The organism is Streptomyces sp. NBC_01261 (assembly GCF_036226385.1).
In the GTDB taxonomy this organism is placed as follows: Bacteria; Actinomycetota; Actinomycetes; order Streptomycetales; family Streptomycetaceae; genus Streptomyces.
In genome coordinates this window covers 10021663-10041593 of the sequence record NZ_CP108463.1, presented here as the reverse complement: position 1 = coordinate 10041593, position 19931 = coordinate 10021663, and the positions used below count along the sequence as shown (strand labels likewise).

The 19931-nt window shown below is 68.5% G+C and carries 16 protein-coding genes and 1 pseudogene; 8 read left to right on the top strand and 9 right to left on the bottom strand.

Annotated features, from left to right (window positions below; genetic code table 11):
- Positions 1-220: 220 nt before the first annotated feature.
- The 3 genes from OG226_RS44675 to OG226_RS44665 all read right to left on the bottom strand — a co-directional run bounded on the left by OG226_RS44675 (position 221) and on the right by OG226_RS44665 (position 2988).
- Entirely contained in the window at positions 221-1549 is a 1329-nt protein-coding gene (locus tag OG226_RS44675; protein WP_328685221.1) for a sensor histidine kinase, read from the bottom strand.
- A 1-nt stretch (position 1550) separates the two neighbouring features.
- Complete coding sequence (locus OG226_RS44670) at positions 1551-2204, bottom strand: response regulator transcription factor (protein WP_328685220.1); 654 nt, start codon at positions 2202-2204, stop codon at positions 1551-1553.
- A 130-nt stretch (positions 2205-2334) separates the two neighbouring features.
- Positions 2335-2988 carry a response regulator transcription factor gene (locus OG226_RS44665; RefSeq protein WP_328685219.1) on the bottom strand — a complete coding sequence of 218 codons (654 nt, stop codon included), beginning with the start codon at positions 2986-2988 and terminating at the stop codon, positions 2335-2337.
- A 129-nt stretch (positions 2989-3117) separates the two neighbouring features.
- On the opposite strand from OG226_RS44665, the gene OG226_RS44660 reads away from it, so the two are divergent.
- The 5 genes from OG226_RS44660 (at position 3118) to OG226_RS44640 (ending at position 9816) form a co-directional block, all read left to right on the top strand.
- Complete coding sequence (locus tag OG226_RS44660; protein ID WP_329352331.1) at positions 3118-5106, top strand: SMI1/KNR4 family protein; 1989 nt, start codon at positions 3118-3120, stop codon at positions 5104-5106.
- Positions 5107-5293: 187 nt separating this feature from the next.
- Positions 5294-5656: a hypothetical protein gene (locus tag OG226_RS51740; RefSeq protein ID WP_443044883.1), complete on the top strand. Its 363-nt coding sequence runs from the start codon at positions 5294-5296 to the stop codon at positions 5654-5656.
- A 143-nt stretch (positions 5657-5799) separates the two neighbouring features.
- Complete coding sequence (locus tag OG226_RS44650) at positions 5800-7011, top strand: hypothetical protein (RefSeq protein WP_328685217.1); 1212 nt, start codon at positions 5800-5802, stop codon at positions 7009-7011.
- Positions 7004-8698 carry a hypothetical protein gene (locus OG226_RS44645; protein ID WP_328685216.1) on the top strand — a complete coding sequence of 565 codons (1695 nt, stop codon included), beginning with the start codon at positions 7004-7006 and terminating at the stop codon, positions 8696-8698. Before OG226_RS44650 ends, OG226_RS44645 begins: the two co-directional genes overlap by 8 nt.
- On the top strand, positions 8695-9816 hold the full coding sequence (locus tag OG226_RS44640; RefSeq protein ID WP_328685215.1) for a phosphorylase family protein: 1122 nt from the start codon (positions 8695-8697) through the stop codon (positions 9814-9816). The genes OG226_RS44645 and OG226_RS44640 overlap by 4 nt, the downstream gene beginning before the upstream one ends.
- A 108-nt stretch (positions 9817-9924) precedes the next feature.
- Here OG226_RS44640 and OG226_RS44635 read toward each other — a convergent pair whose 3' ends face one another.
- The 5 genes and pseudogenes from OG226_RS44635 to OG226_RS44620 all read right to left on the bottom strand — a co-directional run bounded on the left by OG226_RS44635 (position 9925) and on the right by OG226_RS44620 (position 14863).
- Complete coding sequence (locus OG226_RS44635; RefSeq protein WP_328685214.1) at positions 9925-10626, bottom strand: hypothetical protein; 702 nt, start codon at positions 10624-10626, stop codon at positions 9925-9927.
- Between the two features lie 245 nt (positions 10627-10871).
- On the bottom strand, positions 10872-11660 hold the full coding sequence (locus OG226_RS51735) for a hypothetical protein (RefSeq protein ID WP_443067026.1): 789 nt from the start codon (positions 11658-11660) through the stop codon (positions 10872-10874).
- Positions 11649-12224: pseudogene (locus tag OG226_RS51730) on the bottom strand (ABC transporter substrate-binding protein); the annotation flags it as partial. The gene OG226_RS51735 and the pseudogene OG226_RS51730, both read right to left, overlap by 12 nt.
- 148 nt (positions 12225-12372) lie before the next feature.
- Positions 12373-13491: a Gfo/Idh/MocA family protein gene (locus tag OG226_RS44625; protein WP_329352330.1), complete on the bottom strand. Its 1119-nt coding sequence runs from the start codon at positions 13489-13491 to the stop codon at positions 12373-12375.
- A 133-nt stretch (positions 13492-13624) separates the two neighbouring features.
- Positions 13625-14863: an ROK family transcriptional regulator gene (locus OG226_RS44620; RefSeq protein WP_329352329.1), complete on the bottom strand. Its 1239-nt coding sequence runs from the start codon at positions 14861-14863 to the stop codon at positions 13625-13627.
- A gap of 162 nt (positions 14864-15025) precedes the next feature.
- On the opposite strand from OG226_RS44620, the gene OG226_RS44615 reads away from it, so the two are divergent.
- From OG226_RS44615 to OG226_RS44605, 3 genes are all read left to right on the top strand, one after another.
- On the top strand, positions 15026-16213 hold the full coding sequence (locus OG226_RS44615; RefSeq protein ID WP_329352328.1) for a Gfo/Idh/MocA family protein: 1188 nt from the start codon (positions 15026-15028) through the stop codon (positions 16211-16213).
- Positions 16214-16538: 325 nt separating this feature from the next.
- Positions 16539-17756: an IS110 family transposase gene (locus tag OG226_RS44610; RefSeq protein ID WP_329352327.1), complete on the top strand. Its 1218-nt coding sequence runs from the start codon at positions 16539-16541 to the stop codon at positions 17754-17756.
- A gap of 178 nt (positions 17757-17934) precedes the next feature.
- Complete coding sequence (locus OG226_RS44605; RefSeq protein ID WP_329352326.1) at positions 17935-18888, top strand: sugar phosphate isomerase/epimerase family protein; 954 nt, start codon at positions 17935-17937, stop codon at positions 18886-18888.
- Between the two features lie 73 nt (positions 18889-18961).
- Here OG226_RS44605 and OG226_RS44600 read toward each other — a convergent pair whose 3' ends face one another.
- A complete protein-coding gene (locus OG226_RS44600) occupies positions 18962-19840 on the bottom strand; it encodes a hypothetical protein (protein ID WP_329352325.1) in 879 nt (292 codons plus the stop codon).
- Positions 19841-19931: the final 91 nt, after the last annotated feature.

Below are 19931 nucleotides of genomic sequence, written 5' to 3'. Positions count from 1 at the left end.
ATCTAGACCTAACCCCTATTCCCTCTCCATGGGCATGCAGCTGCCCAATGCACCATTTCGCAGGAAACGCAAGGCAAAGAGCTTCCGCTCGGGAAGCTCCTGGGAATACCCACCCGTGGACCGAAAAGCCCGGCGGAACGGCGTCAAAGCCCGTTCACGACCGGGGCCGGTCAATCAGAACAATACCTATCGGACGGTGTCGTCCAACCCGCCGTTCTGCTCACTTGGACGCGGTCGCCGCGCGCGGCTGTGACCAACCCTCGTATCGCTCGCCGACCTTGACAAGGAGGGGAAAGGAGACCTCGACGACGAGCCCGCCGCCCGGCCTGGCGTGGGCGGTGAGGGTGGCGTCGTGGGCGGCGGCGATGGCGCGGACGATGGACAGACCGAGGCCGTGGTGTCCGTCGCCGGCGGTGCGGTACATGCGCTGGAACGGTTCGAAGAGCTGGTCGACGCGGTCCTTGGGGACCTCGGGGCCGGTGTTGGAGACCGTGAGGACGGCGCGTCGGTCGTGGCGTCGCACGGTGATGTCCACGGTTCCGTCGGGAACGTTGTAGTAGGCCGCGTTGTGGACGAGGTTGGCGACCAGGCGTTCCAGGAGCGCGGTGTCGCCGGCGACCGGCGCGGGTTCGGTGCGGTCCTCGATCCGTACGCCGTGCCGCAGGGTCTCGGGGAGCTGGGTGAGCAGCACGGACTCGTTGATCTCGGCCAGGTCGACGGGCTCGGTCCGTTCCACGCCCCGTTCGCTGACGGCGAGGGTGAGGAGGGATTCCAGCAGGGCTCCCTGGTGGGTGCTGATCCGCAGCAGGCGCTCGAAGTTCTCGCGGAACGACTCGGCGGTGGCGTCGCGGTCGAGGAGGGACTCCTCCAGGAGGGCGCGTTCGACCGTGAGCGGGGTGCGCAGTTCGTGGGCGGCGTTGGCGACGAAGCGCTTGTGGGACTCCAGGGCGGCTTCGAGCCGGGCGAGGAGGCCGTCGATGCTGTCGGCGAGTTCACTGATCTCGTCGCGGGGGCCCGCGACGGCGAGGCGCTCGTGCACGTTGCTGGCGGAGATCCGGGCGATGCCGGCGTTGAGGGTGCGCATGGGCCGGAGGACCCGCCGGGCCAGGAGCCAGCTGAGCACGATGGAGATCGCGGCCATGATGGCGAGGGCGGTGCCGGACTGCACGAGGAGGTCGTGCATCTGGGCGTCGTGCAGATGCTCGGTCTGCCTGCGCAGTTGGTCGTTGAGCCAGGCGGTGAGGTCCTGCGGGGACCCCGAGCCCGGGCCGGGCCGGATGACCGTCCCCGGTGCCGAACCGTCTCCCGGCACCCCTTCGTCGTGTACGGCGGTGACGACGTTGTGGGTGGGGCGGTTGACGAGCAGATAGGTGATGCCGAGCAGGACCGCTCCGGAGGCGATGAACAGCAGCCCGAAGAGCATGGCGAAGCGGACCCGGACCCGGCGGGGCGTGAGGAGGCGGATCAGGGCGCGCACCCGGGCGGCGCCGGGGCCGCTGAGCCAGGCTCGGGCGCGAACTCGGTTGCGGGCCAAGGGAGTTGTCGCCATGTCAGATCCGGTAGCCCTCTCCGGGCACGGTCTGGATCACGGAGCGGTCGACGAGTTTGGTCCGGAGCCGGTTGACCGTGGCCTTGACGGTGGTGGTGCCGGGGTCGGTGACCTCGTCCCACACCTTGGCGAGCAGTTCGTCGGCCGGGACGGTCCGTCCCTCGGCACCGAGCAGGTACGCGAGTACGCCGAACTCCTTCGCGGTGAGGGGCAGTTGGGTGCCGGCGTGGCTGGCGGTGCGGCGGGCGGGGTCGAGCAGGAGGGTGCCGCGGGCAAGGACGGGCTGCCGTACCGGGTGGGCACGGCGGCCGAGGGCCCGGGTGCGGGCGAGGAGTTCGGCCCAGGCGAAGGGCTTGGGGAGGTAGTCGTCGGCGCCGAGGCCCAGGCCCTCGACCCGGTCGGCGATGGAGGCGGAGGCGGTGAGCATGAGCACCTTGGTGCGGACGCCCTCGGCGGTGAGTTCGGCGCAGACCTCGTCGCCGTGCACGTCGGGGAGGTCGCGGTCGAGGACGACCACGTCGTAGTCGACGTCGATGGCGAGGTCGAGCGCGGTCCTCCCGTCGTAGGCGGTGTCCACGGCGAGGCCCTCGCGGCGGAACACTCTGGTGATCGAGTCCGCGAGTTCCGTATGGTCCTCAACCACCAGTACCCTCATCGCTCCCCCTACTGGACACACGTCGCGGACCCCAGGCTCCCCCACCCCGGGTCACACCCGGGTTACTCCCCTCACAGGCTGGCGCACCGTCACCCGCCTGGCAACAACGGCCGTCCCGCGGTCGCGCACCTCAGATCCGATAGCCGACGTGGGGAAGCGTCTCGATGACCGGCGGGTCGCCGAGCTTGCGGCGCAGCCGGCTGACGGTGACCTTGACGGTGTTGCTGAACGGGTCGGCGTCCCGGTCCCAGGCGCGTTCCAGCAGTTCCTCGGCGGATACGACGGCACCGCCGGCGGCGAGCAGCACCTCCAGGACGGCCATCTCCTTCGGCGACAGGTCCAGCTTGTGTCCGCCGCGGAGCGCGGTACGGCGGGCGGGGTCCAACTCGATGTCGCCGCGGACGAGGACGGGAGGCACGGCGGGCTGGTCCCGTCTGTCCAACGCCTGCACACGGGCGATGAGTTCGGCGAAGGAGAAGGGCTTGGCGAGGTAGTCGTCGGCGCCGAGGTCGAGACCGTCGACGCGGTCGGCGAGGGTGCCGGCGGCGGTGAGCATCAGGACGCGCGACGGGCTGCCCTGCCGAACGAGCGCACGGCAGATGTCGTCACCGTGCACGAGGGGCAGGTCCCGGTCCAGCACGACGACGTCGTACGCCCCGCTCGACGCCCTGCTCAGCCCCTGCTCGCCGTCGTGCGCGAGCTCGACCTCCATCGCATGCCGACGCAGCCCCCTCGCGACACTCTCCGCGAGATCCTTGTGGTCCTCCACGATCAGTACGCGCATGTCCCAACTCTGACAGCAGGAAGGTCACTTGGAGGTAACAGGGCTTTCCCGCGGTGACATTGAACAGTCGGCCTCCCCCGGCACGGCGGCAGCGGGGCGTTGTCAGTGGTGGGTGGCAGCATCGTGCGTATGACGGATTCCACGGCATTCGACTGGCGGTCCTTCCTGCTCGGGTGGAGCGGGGAGTGGGCGGACTCCCTGCCGGACGACGAGACGCGGGGCGGGGGCGACGAGGTCGCGCGACAGGCGCGCTGGCTGGGGTTCCCGGCAGCGCCGGAGGGGCGGATCGCGGCGATGGAGAAGCGCCTCGGTTGCCAAGTGCCCCCGTCGTATCGGGAGTTCCTCAAGGTCAGCGACGGGTGGCGGCACGCGGGCGGGTTCGTGTCGCTGCTGGCGGGGACCGAGGACGCGCACTGGCACAACAACGCGTCGGGGCTCGCGGACATGTTCGAGGAGCACCTGCGTGAGGACGCCGGGCCCGAGGAGCGGCGGGAGGCGGACATCTGGCGACGCGGGCTGCAACTCGACGTCGTCTCCGACATCACGCACGTCCTCCTCGACCCCGAGGACGTGGACGAGGACGGCGAGTGGGCCGTTTACACCTGGGCGAGCTGGCGGGCCGCGCCGCCCGAACGGCACGCCGGCTTCACCGCGTTCATGCGGGACATGCACCGCGAGTTCCACAGCCTTCAGGCGCGCCCGAGCGACGGGAAGCCGGTGTTCGCCAACGACACGACGCGAAGGCTGGACGCCCAGGTGGCGGAGGCCCGGCTGGAGGCGCTGCGCGGCGGCTGGGAACAGGCCTTGGAGGCGCTGGACGAGGCCAAGGGATACAGCAGGCCTCGGGCCGCAGGCCTGGGTGACCAGATACGCCGCCTGCTCGGACAGACCCACACGGTGTACTACGACGGCCTCGTGACGGACCCGCGGTACACACCCGAGATGCTGCCGCCGCTGGTCGCCGAGCACGCGGCGCACTCGTACCGGGACGACTCCACACTGAAGTACCAACTCCGTTGCGCAGACGCTGACTTGATGTCTCTCGCGCACGCGACGCTGGATCAGGTGAGGAACGGTACGTACCGGTACACGGCGGCCGGGCCGTTCGGCGAGGCGGTCGAGCGGGCGCGGGAGTTGGCGCGCTGGGGAGACACCGACAGGGCATGGCGGACACTGACGGACGCTCTGCCCCTGTGGGAGCCGTTGGGACCGGACCATCTGGCGCCGCTGGGGTGGGTGGCCGATCCCGTGCTCGGGCCGCTGCTGACCCCGGAGCGGGGCCGCGAGCTGCTGTCCACACCGAGGGGCGGGCAGTCCGGCGAGGCACCGAGTCCGACGCCCGACCTCGACCCGGACGACCTGGCGTGGCTCGCGGAACCGGACCGGGGCAACAACCGCACGTCCTACCGCTTCGTCCTGATTGAAGGCACGGAGCCGAAGGAGCTGCCCGGACGCCTCACGGACGCCGACACGGACGGGGATGGAGACGGGGATGAAAAGGGGGATGGCACCGTACTGAACGAACCCATGACCTTCTGGGATGCGAGCGCGAGATCGCGGTTCGACCGGACGGAGTCGTCGTCCTACGACGACAGGCCCCTCATGGCGGTCGGCCGGGCCGGCACCGGCTGGAGCTTCGCCTTCGACGGCGCTCCCGCCCCGTTCAACCGGCCGCGCTTCGTCTCCCCCGCGTCGACGGCCGGCGCGGACACCCGCGCGGTGGTGGTGTGGAGCGGCTTGCGGACACCGCACGGGAAGCCGTTCTTCCACCTATCGGTGGCACGGGACGGTGCCGAGCAGTACGCGTTCACGTACGCGGACGGAGAGATCCAGCGGAGCGGGGACATACCGCGGGCGCTGGATCCGAGCCGGTTCTTCGATGGCCTGGAGGACAGCGCCCGAGCAGAACGACCGCTGCTGGAAGCGGTGGCGGAGGAGTTCGGGGCGTCTCTGCCGCGTCACGCCATCATGAACGGGCGGCTGCACACATTCACCACCCGCTCCTGGACCCGGCCACCACGGGACGGCGAGACGTACGCCGTGCTCCGCATGCACTCGACAGCCACACGCCCGGTGGCCCGCGAGCGGGCGAGAGACGACGGGCCGAAGAGCAGGTGAGCAGTCCGAGGGGACAATGCGTGGAGGTGCCGGGTGGTCATCCCGGCGAAGTGGTGGAGGCGCTGCTTGTGAACACCGCATCGCGGTGCGCCTCGCCCCGCGCGCCAGACACTGAACACTTCGCTTCGCCCACCGGCCGACCTGCTTCGTGCACGGTGGGCGCTTCCCCGTACGGGAGACCACCAGAGTGCCCGAAGACTTTTTCTCGTCGGGTGACCGCCGTTCGCTGACGACGGTCCTTGCCGCCAACCTCCTTTCGATCACCGGGAATTGCCTCACGTACATGAGCGTGCCGTGGTTCGTGCCGCAGAGCACGGGCAGTGCCGCCAAGGCCGGGATCGTCGCGTTCTGCACGCTGCTGCCCGTGGTGCTCACCGCGCTGCACATGGCCACGGACTACACGCCCTACGAGGGCATCCCGGTCACCGGCCGGCCGGAGACCGTCGTGGTGGGCGACTGCCCGGGCATCGACGCCGGCCGCCTGACGGACCCCGAACCCCGCGGCCGCCACCTGCGCTCGGGGCCGCTGAGCCGGTCCCTGGTCTGCTGACCCTTGCCGTCACGGTTCAGCTCTGGCACATCGAAGCTCCGGTTGGGCAGGGCGACTTGGCAAGGTCGCCCTGCCCAACCGCATGGCTCTTGGGTGAACGGCTGGTCACTGCCGCCATTGACCAGTACGGTTGAATTCTTTTGGTGATTGTCCAGATACGCAATGTCACTGATTTCAGGGGGAACATGCGCGCCGAAGGACTCGCTCCCATCGAAAACGCGCTCGTCGTGCGCCTCGGTGGTCACATCTCGATCGAGCAGGTGGACCAGCGGTGCGCAGCCGCGTCACCGTTTCTGTTATCCGCCGAAACGCTGTGGATCGACCTCAACAAGGCAGTGACGTTCGATGTCATCGCCATGCTTCAGGTGTTGTCCGTCGCGGCGATGCGCAAGGAGTCCGGTGTCGAGACCCGGTTCCGGCTCCCCGAGAACGCGTCGGCACGACACTGCCTGCGTCTTTGGAGGTTCCCGGACGCGGTGTCGGCCGTGACCCGCACTCCGTTCCGCCTTCTCGTCTCCGAGGAGGACGAAGCGTATTTCGGGGAGACCTGGCCGGAGGCGCAGGAGCCGTCCGTCCACGGAACTGACGATCTCAGGTCGAGCGTCCTGCCCTACCTCGTCGAGCGACAGAACTTCGGCATGCGTCCCTACCGGCTGGACGACAAGATGAGCCGCGTCCAGTTCGTCGACGACGAGACGGCTCTCTGGAGCGGCTATGCACTGATCCAGTTGCTGCAGAGAGTCCTCAAAGGGGCGGCATCCGATGTCGCGCGGGTACTCGTTCCCGAACTGCTCAACAGCGTCGTCGCTCACCGGGCTCCACAGATCGGCGTTGTCGGCTCACAAATGGAGCTGCCTCCCCCATGGGTCGACGACGGGCACGGGGTACTCACCGTCGGCATCTGGGACAACGACGCGACGCTGATCGCATCGATGCGGGAGCGCCTCGCGCGCGATGAGAACGACCGCAGCGGCGACTCTCGCGTGGCGGCCGAGTTGGTCGTCGAAGCCGAAGGCTGGACCCGGAGCCGCGCGAACTACGATTCCCGCTGGCTTCCTGGCCCGAGCGACACCGACTCCGAGGTCCTGCTCGCCGAAATGACGGCCGGCACGCCGCTGCTTGTTCCACCGGCCGGATATCCCCAGGCCGGGCACGGGCTCTACACGCTCTACAGGACAGCGATCGACGTCTTCGGCGGCAGCCTCGAAATCCGAACGGGCGGAACGCGCCTGACCGTTCAGAGCGCCCCGGACTTTGACGGCGCGCGCTACGAGGTGCGGGCGACACAGAACACTGCCTTACCGGCACAGTTGGGGAACCTGATATCTCTGAGACTGCCGGTGCACAATGTCTGACCTGGCCGTACAGAAGATCATGGTCAGACGGGGAGCACCGGAGCCCGTCCACGAAAACATCCTCGACGTCTATCGATGGCTCGGTGGCCGACTCACAGAAGAGCCTGTGCGCCTTGTCGCCCCGAAGCACACGATCTATGTGACATCCGAAGAGTTCCACTCCCGGAACTTCGAGATCCACAGGCACCTCACGAGTCAGCTTCCGGTGGGCCGTGGGACGAGATACCTGATTCTCGACCTGACGGGCAATCCGTACAGCCTCCTGGGAGAATCCCTCCTTTACCATATAGCGGGCATCGCGCAGGAGTGGACGGCTGCCGCTTCTCGCCGTGTGCTGGCCATCCTGGTGCCGAAGCGTCCACCTGAGACCTCGGCTTTCTGGATTCCCTTGCGATACTCAGGCGAGAACGTCGGCCGTGCGGGGAAGATCGTCGTCATCGCGGACGACGGATCCTGTGAGTGGGCACACGGTGGCGCGGAGGGTCTCGGCCACGGTTTCACGGAGGAGTACGCCGCACATCGAGCACCGTCGGACGAGTCCCTGAAGCAGCGTCTGGAAGCGAAAATCATCCGGAGGTTGGGACACTACGACTTCGGGAACCGGGAAATCCCGCACTGCTCGCGGTACTTCTTCGACATGGGGCAGGCCGTGGAGGAGATCGGGATGATGGCCGTGCGGTGGCTGAAGAAGCAACTTGTGCCCGCCTCGGCCGATCCGAAGGGGCTGACGCTCATCAGCGTCGAATCGGGCACCACACACCTTCACGACGCGATCGCCGGAGTTGCCGCCGCCCTAGGTTGCTCCTGGCGTCGCGTCAGGTCGATCGAGCAGGTGAACAGCCTTGAGATCACCGGGACTGCGGTGCTCTTCTTCAACGCCATCCATACTGGCCGTACTTACGAGAACGTGGTCCGGCTCCTGCGCGGCAGAGGTGTTGAACTCGCCCCTCGGGCACTGGCGGTAGTCATCACCGACCAGGGTCTCGACATGGCCGGCAGACCTCTCCCCTGCGATGAGCTCACACGGGTCAGCCGCGCGAAGGTCTCCCGCGAGAGCTGCGAGCAGTGCTGGATCGGCCTCAAGCACACGGATCCGCTGAAAGACCACCTTCAGGCGCTGCGCAGTTATGACGTCTGGAGTATCTTCCTCGGATCACGCTGGCGTCCCGAGGAATTCGGACCTCACGATGCGGACACCCTCTTCTCCTACCATCCGGACATGGGGAACGTGTTCGAACAGTACGGTGACTGGATCGCTCTCAAGGCCATATCCCTGTCGCGAGCTCTCGGGGAACAGCTCGATCCGATTTTCGTCTGCCCTGAGGAGGAACGCATCGAGAAACTGGTCGTAAGACTGGAGGTGTTGATGGAGAACCGACAGATCACCGTCCGGATCCCTCGCGACATCCTGGATGATGCGGATTCCGAGGAGCGCCTGACAGCGACAGCGGACGAGGACTGGCAACGACAGCTGCGGCATTTGGGAACACGCCGGAAGAAGGCGGTGATTCTGGACGAGTTCCGTGCGCGAGGCACTACCGCACGTGCAATTCGATCCATTCTGCGGCGGTTCGGAGTGGAGCCGATCGCGTTCGTGCCCATCCTCGACTTCTCCGACGAACAGGATCTCGACGGCCTTCCGGTGTACCCCCTCTACAAGATCAGGGCCAGAAGGAGCGGGCTGTGACGGACGACAACTCATGGCTGGCAGCACCACCCGACCTGCTGGCAGAGGAGACCCCGGAGCAGGCATGCCGAGCTCTCGCCCACATCCTCGACGCCAAGCGGGAGGCTTGGAACTCGGCGACTCGGTCCGAAAGCGCGGGCGGTGGAAACGGTCATGTGAAGCGCAGTCTGCTGATTGCCGACTACGCACGTAAGTCGAAGCGGCTGCCACCCGACCTTCGGGCCCATCTCGACCGCAAAGTCATCACCTCGTTCCTGCCTCCCGAATTGACCGGCAACAGGGATGACGCGGAATTCCGGGACACGCACAAAGAAGCCGTCGACGTCGCGGTGGTCACCGTACTGCCGGAAGAACTCGACGCCACGCTGTCCGCATTCGGCCTCAACGGCGAAGTGTTCAAGTCGGCCGGCGGAAGGCGGTTCTTCTCGACACGTGTGCCCGCCCGCAGAAGCCGTGAATCGCTGTCGGTGGTCATCACGGCTTCCGGCGAGCCGTACAACGTCCACATCGTCCGTTGCGTTCAAGCCCTGCTGGAACAGTACGCACCCAAAGTAGTGTTCCTCCTCGGTATCGCGGCAGGCGTTCCGGACCAGGTCCGGCGAGGTGACGTGGTGGTCGCCAGGCGGGTCCACTACTACGAGTCGGCGCGCCTGGGCACGACCGTCGAGCCTCGTCCACAGTACGCAGAGAGCGCTGACACATACGGATATGGAATTTTCCACTACGACCCGAATCGCACCAACTACCATGAAAACGTCGGGCGATTCCTGAGCGGGCTCAGCAACGGCGAACTGCCCGAGGGGATCGAAAACGAGCACCGCCCCCGCGTCGTGAGAGACAACGTGACGATCACGTCGGGCGAGAAAGTCCTCAGAGACGGAAGTTTCCTGCGTACGGTCAGGGACACCGACAACACCATCTGTGCAGCGGACCAGGAGTCATATGGTTTCGCCCGTGCTGTGCACGACCTGCCCTGGTTGATCTTCCGGGGGATCAGCGATCACGGCGACAAAGCGAAGGACGACCGCTGGAAATATGTCGCATCGGCCTTCGCAGCGCTTTGCTTGAAGGACTTTCTGCAGACGCAGTACCTCGCCCCCGGCACCGACACGCTCTGAACGGAAGAGTGGTGGCCCCTTCGCGTCAGCACCGCGCACATGCAAGCGTCACGCGTTCGCGGCGGGCGCGCTCGGAGGCCTCGGCGTCCGGGGGTGGCCCCAGAGCGGTCACGCCGGGACAAGGACGGTGAGCCATTCCGCTGCACGGGGCCGGTAGCCGTAGCGATTCCACAACCCCGACACGATCGCCGGGACGTGACCCGCTCCGTAGACGATGGCCACCCGGATCGGATCGTCGCCGCGCTCCGCGTGGATCTCGCCGAGCGCGTCGAGCAACTGCCGGTCGCGCCGATCGGTTACCGCGTGCACCACGGGACCGTCGGCCACCATCTCCGCCCGCGGTGTCGACGGCAGGTCCTCCACCACCAGGTCTTCGTCGAGGAAGGCGCGCGGGCCGCGCAGCGCGAACACCAGGCCCATCACCGGAGCCCCGATCATGAGCAACATGTACATCCACCTCGGCAGCGTCTTCAGGTCCGCGATCACCTCCGCCGCGGTCACATCCGGGTTGACGACCGGCACACCTTCCGGGAGCAACAACTCGTCGCGCTGCTCCTGGAGACCGTTGCGCCGCCTGCGTGGGGCGAACCGGTAGGCGAGCGTGAGGGCGTTCACACCGGCCGACTTCCCCCGGACCCCCTCGACGACGATGAGGTCGCATTCTCTGAGCCTGATGCGTACTTGGGAGTAGAACGTCGGCGAAGCCACATGCAGCATCGGGAAGATCACGAATTCGAGTGGCGTCCCCGTCCGCCTCATGGTGATCACAGCAGACCGGACGGCATACCCGGTCACCTCGATGATCTGCATGAATCCCCCGCGAACGTCGTCCGGTTCCGCTTCCGTCCGCACCGGAACACGAACTCGCCCGGGGCCGTGGTTCCCTCCCGGCGCCGACAGCCGCCGGCCTGCGCGGACACGCTCGCGGACCAACGCCACGGCCTGGCCGTACGGCAGTTGGTGAGGTGGGGGCGAAGGCCAACTCATCGTCGTCACACCGACGATGAGTTGGGTGCCTGGTCGCGGCAGGGGACGTCTGAGGTGCCGTTCGCCGGCTACTTCAGGTTGAGGGTGTCTCCGGCCGACGCCTTCAGCGAGGTGGTTGTGGTACCGGGGAAGTACCAGCGCCAGCTGCCCGCCGAGGTGACGGTCACTTTGGTGGTCAGGTTCCCGGTGCTGTTCGTCGTCACGGTCTTGACCGTGCCGTAGTGGACGGCGCCCTTCTTCTTGAACTGGAGCTTGACCTGCTGCCCGGTGAAACCGTGGTACTTGCGGTCTTCCCAGTCGGCCCGCGACAGCTTGCCGGTGACGGTCGCCTTGGAGCCCTTGGTGACCTTCTCGGGTCCGATCACGGTGGTCAGCTGGGCGGCCCGCTTGACCTTGTACTCGGCGATGTCGTCGGAGATCCAGTAGTCGCCGTCCTTCGCCTTGACGGTCGCGTTGACCTGCCAGACGCCGGCGAGCTTGTTGGAGTCGATGTCGTCGCTGTCGGCGATCCAGGCGGGGTCGATGCTCAGCGTGGCCCGGCACACCGAGGTCGTCGCGTTCTTCTTCGTGCAGGACGAGTCGCCGTTCCAGTCCGCGAAGCTGTAGAGACGCGTCCGGTTGAAGGTGCTGACGTGCGTGAGCCCCTTCACCCCGGAGTTGTCCTTGATCGTGATGTCGACCGGGTAGCGGATCGTCTTCGCCGTCCCCACGATGACGTTGCCGCCGCCGTTGACGACGGTCTTCACCACCCGGACATCGCCCCGCCCCTCCGCGTGCGCCCCGGTCGCCGTCGTCAGCACCAGGACCGCCGCCCCACCCGCGAAGTGCGCGGCGAACGAGGACGAGGCGCCCTGCAACCCGAGGCCCCACTGGTCGGTCTTGCCGTCGCTGTTGGTGTCCTTGGTGAGCTTGCGCGCGTCGGCGACGAACTCGCTCCAGGTCTTCGGCGGCGAGGTGATGTTCGCGGCCTTGAACAGCTTCTTGTTGTAGAAGAGTTCGTACGAACTGGTGTAGAGCGGCAGGCTCGCCGGGTCCTTGCCGGTGGCGCCCGTGGACTTGAGCGCGGCGGGCAGGAAGCGGGACTCGCCGCCGACCTTGGCCAGCAGTTCCTTGTCCCATGCGACGAAGGCTCCGGTCGCCTGCAGTGACGCGGACCAGGTGTTGCCGATGTTCAGTACGTCGGGGCCCTTGCCGCTGGTCGTCGCCGCGAGGATGCGGTTGAGCAGGTCGGCGGAGGGGATGACCTCCAACTTGACCTTGACGCCGGTCTGTTGGGTGAACTTGTCGATCTCCGGCTGGAGGATCTTCTTGTCCGCGTCGAGGCTGGTGCTCTGGTTGGTCGCCCAGTAGGTGATGGTCTTGTCTCCGGAGGCGGAGCTGGAGCCGCCGCCGCACGCTGTGACACCGGCGCCTGCCAGCATCGCGGCAGCCGCGAGCGCGACTGCACGGGTTCTGCGCTGCATGGGATTTTCCTCTCGGGACGTGCGAGATCGATTAAGTGGTGCACGGGTTCGGTGCCGGCGTGCGGGGCCGGAGGAGGTTCGGGCAGGGAGGTTCAGGTGGAGGGGGTCAGGCGGAGACGGACTGCGGGAGGGCCGCGGGCGCGGGCCGCTCGGCGCGGCTGGTGACGGCCCGGGCTCCGGCGGCGAACGTCGACTGCTCGATGGCTTCCAGCACTTCGAGCACGTGCAGTGCGAACTCACCGGGGACACGCAGCGGTTGACCGTGCAGGGACTCGACGAGGTCGTTCACACCGTGGCCGCGGAAGGGGCCGGCTTCCGGGGCGCGGGTGGGCGGGATGACCGGCGGGAGTTCGGACCAGTCCGTGTCCGTACGGCGCTTGATGAGGACCGGGGCGTCATGGCGGTTCGGGTCGGGGATGTTGAGGGTGCCCTCGGTGCCGTAGACCTCGATGTGGGGCAGTGTCATGTCCCAGATGTCGAAGCTGTAGAGGGTGGAGACGATCGCGCCGGAGGTCGTGCGGAGGATGGCGGCGACGGTCGTGGGGACGGTGACCTCGACCTCGTCGACGACGCGGTCCGGGGTGGTCACGGTGATGCGGGGGCTCGGGATCGTGCTGGTGCCGACGACTTCGGCGACGGGTCCGAGCAGGTTGACCAGGGCGGCCACGTGGTAGGGGCCCCAGTCGAGGGTCGGGCCGCCGCCGGGCTGGAAGAAGAAGCCGGGGTTGGGGTGCTTGGCCTCGACCTTGGACGAGCGGACGAAGGACGTGGCGGCGAAGGGCGTGCCGATCAGGCCGCCGTCGATGGCCGCCCGTGCCGTCTGGCCCGCCGTGCCGAGGAAGGTGTCGGGGGCGCCCGCGAGGACGCGCCCGGCCGCCTTTGCCTGGGCCAGGTTCTCGCGGGCCAGGGTGACCGTCGCGGCGAGGGGTTTCTCGCTGTAGACGTGCTTGCCCGCGGCGAGCGCGTCCCGGGTGACCTCCCAATGGGCCACGGGGGGCGTGATGTTGACGACGACGTCGACGTCGGGGTCCGCGTAGAGCTCGGCGGGCGTGCCGTACGCGGGGATGCCGTGCTGCTCGGCCTTGGCGCGGGCCCTGCCGACGTCGATGTCGGCGATCCTGATGACGGGCAGGTCGCCGTACCAGGCAAGTCCTCGGGCGTAGGCGTCGAAGACCATGCCGGCGCCGACGACGCCGATGCGTGCACGAGGGGTGGATCGGTTCACCGTGTCTCCCAGGTCGCGGTCGAGCGGAGCGGGTCCGCCGGTGGATGAGACCGGATGTGCGAGACACGATGGAAGGTAGTGGCGGCGGTGAGAGGCGGTAAAGGCCGCCGGTTCGCTGGGCGGACCGCGCGGCTCAGGTGGTGGTGCGCGGCCCCAGGAAGCGCCCGATCCCGGCCGGCGAGAGCAGGTGCTCGATGCCCAGCACCATGGCACCGACCATCGCCGCGTCCCGCCCCAACTCGCTGCGGGTGATGGACAGTTCGCGGGTGGCGAGTGGCAGGGCCTGCCGGTACACCACGCCCCGTACCGCGGAGAGCAGGTCGTCGCTGGCCTCGACGATCTCTCCGCCGACCACGACGTGCCGGGGGTTCAGCATGTGGATGCACAGGGCGATCACCTCGCCCAGCGCCACCCCGGCGGCGCGGGCGGCGTGCAGCGCGTCCGGCAGGCCGTCGCGCAGCCGGGCCAGGAAGTCCCGCATCGCGGCACCGTCCTCCGCCACGTCGAGGGGCGGTTCACCGGTCGCCACCAGGCGCCGTGCGAGGGCGGCTGTGGACGCCACCGCCTCGACGCAGCCGGCCTTTCCGCACCGGCACACCACCTCCTCGGCGCCGGGGACACGGATGTGCCCGATGTCTCCGGCCGCGCCGTCGGCGCCCCGGTGCAGTGTCCCGTCGGCGAGCACGAACCCGGCGCCGATACCGGCGCCGACGGTCACGAACAGCACGGGCAACTGCTCGGGCGGCACCGTCCGCGCCTCACCGAGCGCCATCAGGTTGACGTCGTTGTCCACCAGGACGGGACAGCCGAGCTCACCCCCGAGCCGCTCGGCCACCGGGAAGCCGTCCCAGCCCGGCATGATCGGCGGGCGGACGGCCATGCCACGCGCCACGTCCACCGGACCCGGCAGTCCGACGACCAGGACGCGGGGCCGGTCCGCCGGGACCTTCGCCTGTTCGAGCAGGTCGGCGAACTGCTCCACCAGCAGGTTCACGGTGCGCTCCGGGCCCTCGGCGAGCGGCCAGGGGACGACCGTGTCGGCGAGCACCCGCTGGGTCAGGTCGGTCACCAGGCAGCGCGTCGAGAAGGTGGTGAGGTCGGCGATGAGCACGACACCCGCGTCCCCCGCGAGGCTCAGCCGCAGTGCCGGCCTGCCTCTTCCCCCGCCGCCGGCGTCCTCCCCGTGCAACAGCCCCGCGTCCACCAGGTCCTGTACGTGCGTGTGGATCGAGGACCGCGAGAGCCCGGTCAGCCGGGACAGGTCCAGGCGATGCGCCGCCTCGCCGGCCGCGATCAGCCGGGCTATCTGACTGCGCACCGCGTCGGGATGACGGCGCGAGCCGCTGCCCGGTGCGCCCAGTCGTGCTGCCACGTTCACTCCCCATGGAACGGCCGACGACACCAACGGACGATTAATATTCCAGAAACGACAATATTCAAAGGGCTTTCCTGGCAGAAGTATGCCTCTTACTGTTGGCCCTGGATGAGACCGGAACAGCGAGTTCCCGTACGGCACGTGCCGAAAGGATCTTGCATGGCTGCCCCGACTGGGCACACCACACGCGTCACCGAAACCCCCGTACGACACCCCCGCAGGCCGCGCCCACGGGTCGCCGTCCTCGGCGCGGGCATGATCGCGGGAGTCCATGTCCGCAGCGCACGCGCGGCCGGCGCCGACGTGGTCGGCGTCCTGGCCTCCTCGCCCGAGCGGAGCCGGGCGGTCGCACACGACTGGCAGCTCGACGTCGGCTATCCGGACGTCGACGCCGTCCTGAACGACGACCGCGTCGACGTGGTCCACATCTGCACGCCCAACCACCTCCACGTCGCCCAGGCGCGCGACGCGCTGCTCGCGGGCAAGCACGTCGTCTGCGAGAAGCCGATCGCCACTTCGGCGGCCGACGCCCGGTTGCTCGCCGACACCGCCACGGCCTCGGGCCTGATCGCCACCGTGCCCTTCGTCTACCGCTATCACCCCATGGTCCGCGAGCTGCGGGCCCGGGTCGCGGCCGGCGACTTCGGCCCCTGGCAGCTGCTGCACGGCTCGTATCTCCAGGACTGGTTGCTCCCGCCGGAGAGCACCAGTTGGCGGGTGGACCCGGTGGCCGGCGGCCCGTCGAGAGCCTTCGCCGACATCGGCTCGCACTGGTTCGACCTGGTGGAGTGGGTGGCCGGGGTCCGGATCTCCGAGGTACTGGCCGAGACCGCCACGACGGTGGCCGAACGGCTCGACGCCGGGGGTCCCACGTTCTCCGGTGCGCCGCTCGCCGGGTCGGTACGGGTCCCGGTCACCACGGAGGACGCGGTCGGCGTGCTTGGGCGGACGACCGACGGGGTCCTGGTCTCCGCGACCGTCTCGCAGGTCTCGGCCGGCCGGAAGAACCGGCTGTGGTTCGAACTCGACGGCGCGGACGCCAGCGCCGTCTTCGACCAGGAACTGCCCGAGTCCCTGTGGCTCGGCTACGGCAACCGCACCGAGACCCTGGTCCGCGATCCGACGTCCAACACCCGTGAGGCGGCCCGGCTCTCACTCGTACCGGCCGGGCACGCGCAGGGCTATCTGGAGTGCTTCGAGAACTTCGTCAAGGACACCTACGCGGCTCTGCGCGGCGAGACCCCGGAGGGGCTGCCCACCGTGCTCGACGGTGCACGGTCCGCGAACCTGGTGGACGCGGTCCTGGCCTCGGCGGACCGGCGCGTGTGGACCCCGGTGCCTGGGTGACCGGAGCACATGGACCATGGTCTCCGGCCGACCGACGCTCGCGCCTCCCCTCCGTCTCTCCCCCCCGTTATGTTTTCCGCGGTCCTGCAAGAGGGCCGCTGGCCTCCGGGCCCGGTATGACTGTTGCCCCCTGTCGAAGGCATGACCTGGGGGGTGGTGTCACCGGGCCCGGGAGGTGCCGTCGGAGACGCTGATGAGAGGTCCGGCCACCGCCCGGTCCGGCGCAATGCCGGACAGCTCGCGGGCGGCAGGTCTGCATAACGTGGATGCGCGCGTACGACACCAACGCCGAGGCCGGCACGTTCAACTCCCTTGGAAGGGCGCGATGTTCGACACCGAAGACGTGGGCGTGTTCCTCGGCCTGGACGTCGGCAAGAGCTTTCATCACGGGCACGGGCTGACTCCCACCGGCAAGAAGGTCTTCGACAAGCAACTGCCCAACAGCGAGCCGAAACTGCGGGCCGTGTTCGACAAACTGGCCGCGAAGTTCGGCACGGTCCTGGTGATCGTGGACCAGGCCGCATCCATCGGAGCCCTCCCGCTCACCGTCGCCCGGGACGCCGGCTGCAAAGTCGCCTACCTGCCCGGACTCGCGATGCGGCGGATCGCCGACCTGTATCCGGGCGAGGCCAAGACCGATGCGAAGGATGCCGCGGTCATCGCGGACGCGGCCCGGACCATGCCGCACACCCTGCGCGCCCTGGAGCTCACCGACGAGATCACCGCCGAACTCACGGTCCTCGTCGGCTTCGACCAGGACCTCGCGGCCGAGGCCACCCGCACCTCCAACCGCATACGCGGCCTGCTCACCCAGTTCCACCCGTCACTGGAGCGCGTCCTGGGCCCCCGCCTCGACCACCAGGCCGTCACCTGGCTGCTGGAGCGCTACGGCTCCCCGGCCGCACTGCGCAAAGCCGGCCGCCGCAGGCTCGTCGAGCTCATCCGGCCCAAGGCCCCGCGCATGGCACAGCGGCTGATCGACGACGTCTTCCAGGCCTTGGACGAGCAGACCGTCGTGGTCCCCGGGACCGGCACCCTCGACATCGTCGTGCCCTCCCTGGCCCGCTCTCTCGCCGCTGTCCACGAACAGCGCCGGGCCCTGGAAGCCCAGATCAACGCCCTGCTGGAGGCCCACCCTCTTTCCCCGGTCCTGACGTCGATGCCCGGCGTCGGCGTCAGGACCGCCGCCGTCCTCCTGGTCACCGTCGGCGACGGCACCAGCTTCCCGAGCGCCGCCCACCTGGCCTCCTACGCCGGACTCGCCCCGACCACGAAGTCGTCGGGGACCTCGGTCCACGGCGAACACGCCCCGCGAGGCGGAAACCGCCAGCTCAAACGCGCCATGTTCCTCTCCGCCTTCGCCTGCATGAACGCCGATCCCGCCTCACGCACCTACTACGACAAGCAACGAGCCCGCGGCAAAAACCACACCCAGGCCCTCCTCCGCCTCGCCCGCCAACGCATCAGCGTCCTGTTCGCCATGCTCCGAGACGGCACCTTCTACGAATCCCGCACGCCCGCGGACGTCGAGCTCGCCGCATGACCCCAGCAAGACCGAATCACCCCAAACCCCACAGGGACGCCTTGACGAAGGACATAGAGGCACCCCCCCGGCTGACCGACGCTTGTGCCTCCCCTCCCCCGGCCGACCGGCGCCGGTGACTCCTTTCCCCGGCCGCCCTCCCATCCCTCTCAACCCCTCTCACCGAAGGACCCGCGCCATGAAGCTCGGATTCCTGACCGCCTGCCTCCCCTCCCTGTCCCTTGACGAGATCGCCCACTGGGCCACGGCCGAGGGCTACCAGACCCTCGAAGTCGCGGTGTGGCCGAACACCGGTGGCCGCGACTTCGAGGCCTCCCATCTCCCGGTGGCGACCTTCTCGCAGGCCGACGAGGACACGACCCGCGAACTGCTGGGCCGCACCGGCCTGGAGATCAGCTCGCTGGCCTACTACGAGAACAACCTGCACCCCGACCCCGCGACCCGTGAGGCGACCAGAACCCATCTCCGGCACGTGATCGATGTGGCGGCACGGCTGGGTGTGGAGTCGGTCGGCACGTTCATCGGACGCGATCCGGGGCTCTCCGTCGTGGAGAACCTGCGCGAGGGCGAGAAGATCCTCCCCGAACTGGTCGGCTACGCGGCGGATCGCGGCGTCAAGATCGTGATCGAGAACTGTGTGATGGAGGGCTGGCACCCCGACGGCTATCCGGGCAACCTCGCCTACTCCCCCGAACTGTGGGAGTGGATGTTCGGGCTCGGCCTCTACCTCAACTGGGATCCCTCGCACCTCACTTGGATCGGCGTCGACCCCCTCACGACGATCGAGCCGTACATCGACCGGATCGTCCACACCCAGGCCAAGGACGTCGAGCTCTTCCCCGCCAAGCGCGACCGGTTCGGCTTCTTCGGGACCGTGCACAAGGGCGACAACCCCTGGGAGATGGGCTGGTGGCGCTACCGGGTGCCCGGTCTGGGCGAGGTGGACTGGCGCCGTGTCGTCGACCGCTTCCACGAACTCGGCTACACCGGCACCGTTTCCGTGGAACACGAGGACCCCGTCTGGTCCGGCACCGAGGACAAGGTGAAACAGGGCCTGCGCATCGCCCACCGGACACTGCGCCCCCTCATCGGTGAGGAGACAGTCGTGGAACGGAACATCCCGGCCCCCTGAATGAACCCGCGTGGCGGCGGGGTGGTCCACGGGTCACCGTGAACCACCCCGCCGCCGGATGGAGAGCCGTCCCTCAGCTGCCGTTCCGGCACCTGGTGATCGAGCTGCACCCCCGGGAGTAGCTGTTCGCGGTGGGCGAGTTCAGGGTCGTGTCGTAGTTCCAGTCGGCGCCGCGGTCGGTGGCCGGGTCGTAGGTGATGCGGGTCTGGGCGTGGTGGGGGTTGGCCACGAACTGGTCGTAGTGGAACGTGATCGTGGACGGCACGAGCAGGCCGCGGTTGTAGCGGGCGGTCATCGTGTAGATGCGGGCGCCGGTGATCGCCCAGTTCGGGATGTGCCGGACGTACGCCCACTCGTTCTGCGTGTGGTAGTGGTTGTAGAGGTCCGTGTTGCTGCGGATCTGGTCGGGGACGTACAGCGCGTTCCGCGCGTACGCCGGGTCGATCGTGTAGACGAAGGTGCGCGCGGTGATCGTGCCGCGGAGGCAGCGTTCCATGAGGAACGGGCCGATCCCCGGAAGGACCGCGTAGGCGACGAGCCGGCCCGTGGAGCACTGGTTGTTCAGGGCGATGCTAGCCAGGTTGTTCACGCCCTGGCTCCGCGCGAAGTCCTCGGTCACACCCAGCGTTCCCGAGGTCGAGATGTACTCGCTGTTCAGTGAGCGGTCGCCCTGGACGTGGGACACGATGTCGGAGTTGGTGCCCCGGGACCAGAAGCCGGTGTTGAAGATGCCCTGGTTGTTGTCGGCGATGGGGGGCCGGGAGTCCCCGCGGTACAGGGTGGCCGGCATGGCCGCCTCCGCCACGATGTCCCGGTTGTGCAGGGTGGGACAGCTCGACCCGGACGAGGACGCCCCCGAGGACGGGCCGCCCGGGCACGGGTAGGTCTGCGCCTGGGCGGTGGCCAGCGGGCCGAAGAGGGTGGCGATCAACGCCAGCACGGCGGCGGTCACGGTGGACGCGATCGTGTGCTTCGCGCGGCGGGAACCTCCGGGGCCGCGGGTCGGTGCGGCGGCGGTATGCGGATGCGTTCCCCTTGTGGGG

Coding starts and splice junctions, on each gene's coding strand:
- OG226_RS44635 (WP_328685214.1), bottom strand. CDS start 10,626: ATGCAGATCATCGAGGTGACCGGGTATGCCGTCCGGTCTGCTGTGATC.
- OG226_RS44610 (WP_329352327.1), top strand. CDS start 16,539: ATGTTCGACACCGAAGACGTGGGCGTGTTCCTCGGCCTGGACGTCGGC.
- OG226_RS44670 (WP_328685220.1), bottom strand. CDS start 2,204: ATGAGGGTACTGGTGGTTGAGGACCATACGGAACTCGCGGACTCGATC.
- OG226_RS44665 (WP_328685219.1), bottom strand. CDS start 2,988: ATGCGCGTACTGATCGTGGAGGACCACAAGGATCTCGCGGAGAGTGTC.
- OG226_RS44605 (WP_329352326.1), top strand. CDS start 17,935: ATGAAGCTCGGATTCCTGACCGCCTGCCTCCCCTCCCTGTCCCTTGAC.
- OG226_RS44615 (WP_329352328.1), top strand. CDS start 15,026: ATGGCTGCCCCGACTGGGCACACCACACGCGTCACCGAAACCCCCGTA.
- OG226_RS44645 (WP_328685216.1), top strand. CDS start 7,004: ATGTCTGACCTGGCCGTACAGAAGATCATGGTCAGACGGGGAGCACCG.
- OG226_RS44660 (WP_329352331.1), top strand. CDS start 3,118: ATGACGGATTCCACGGCATTCGACTGGCGGTCCTTCCTGCTCGGGTGG.
- OG226_RS44675 (WP_328685221.1), bottom strand. CDS start 1,549: ATGGCGACAACTCCCTTGGCCCGCAACCGAGTTCGCGCCCGAGCCTGG.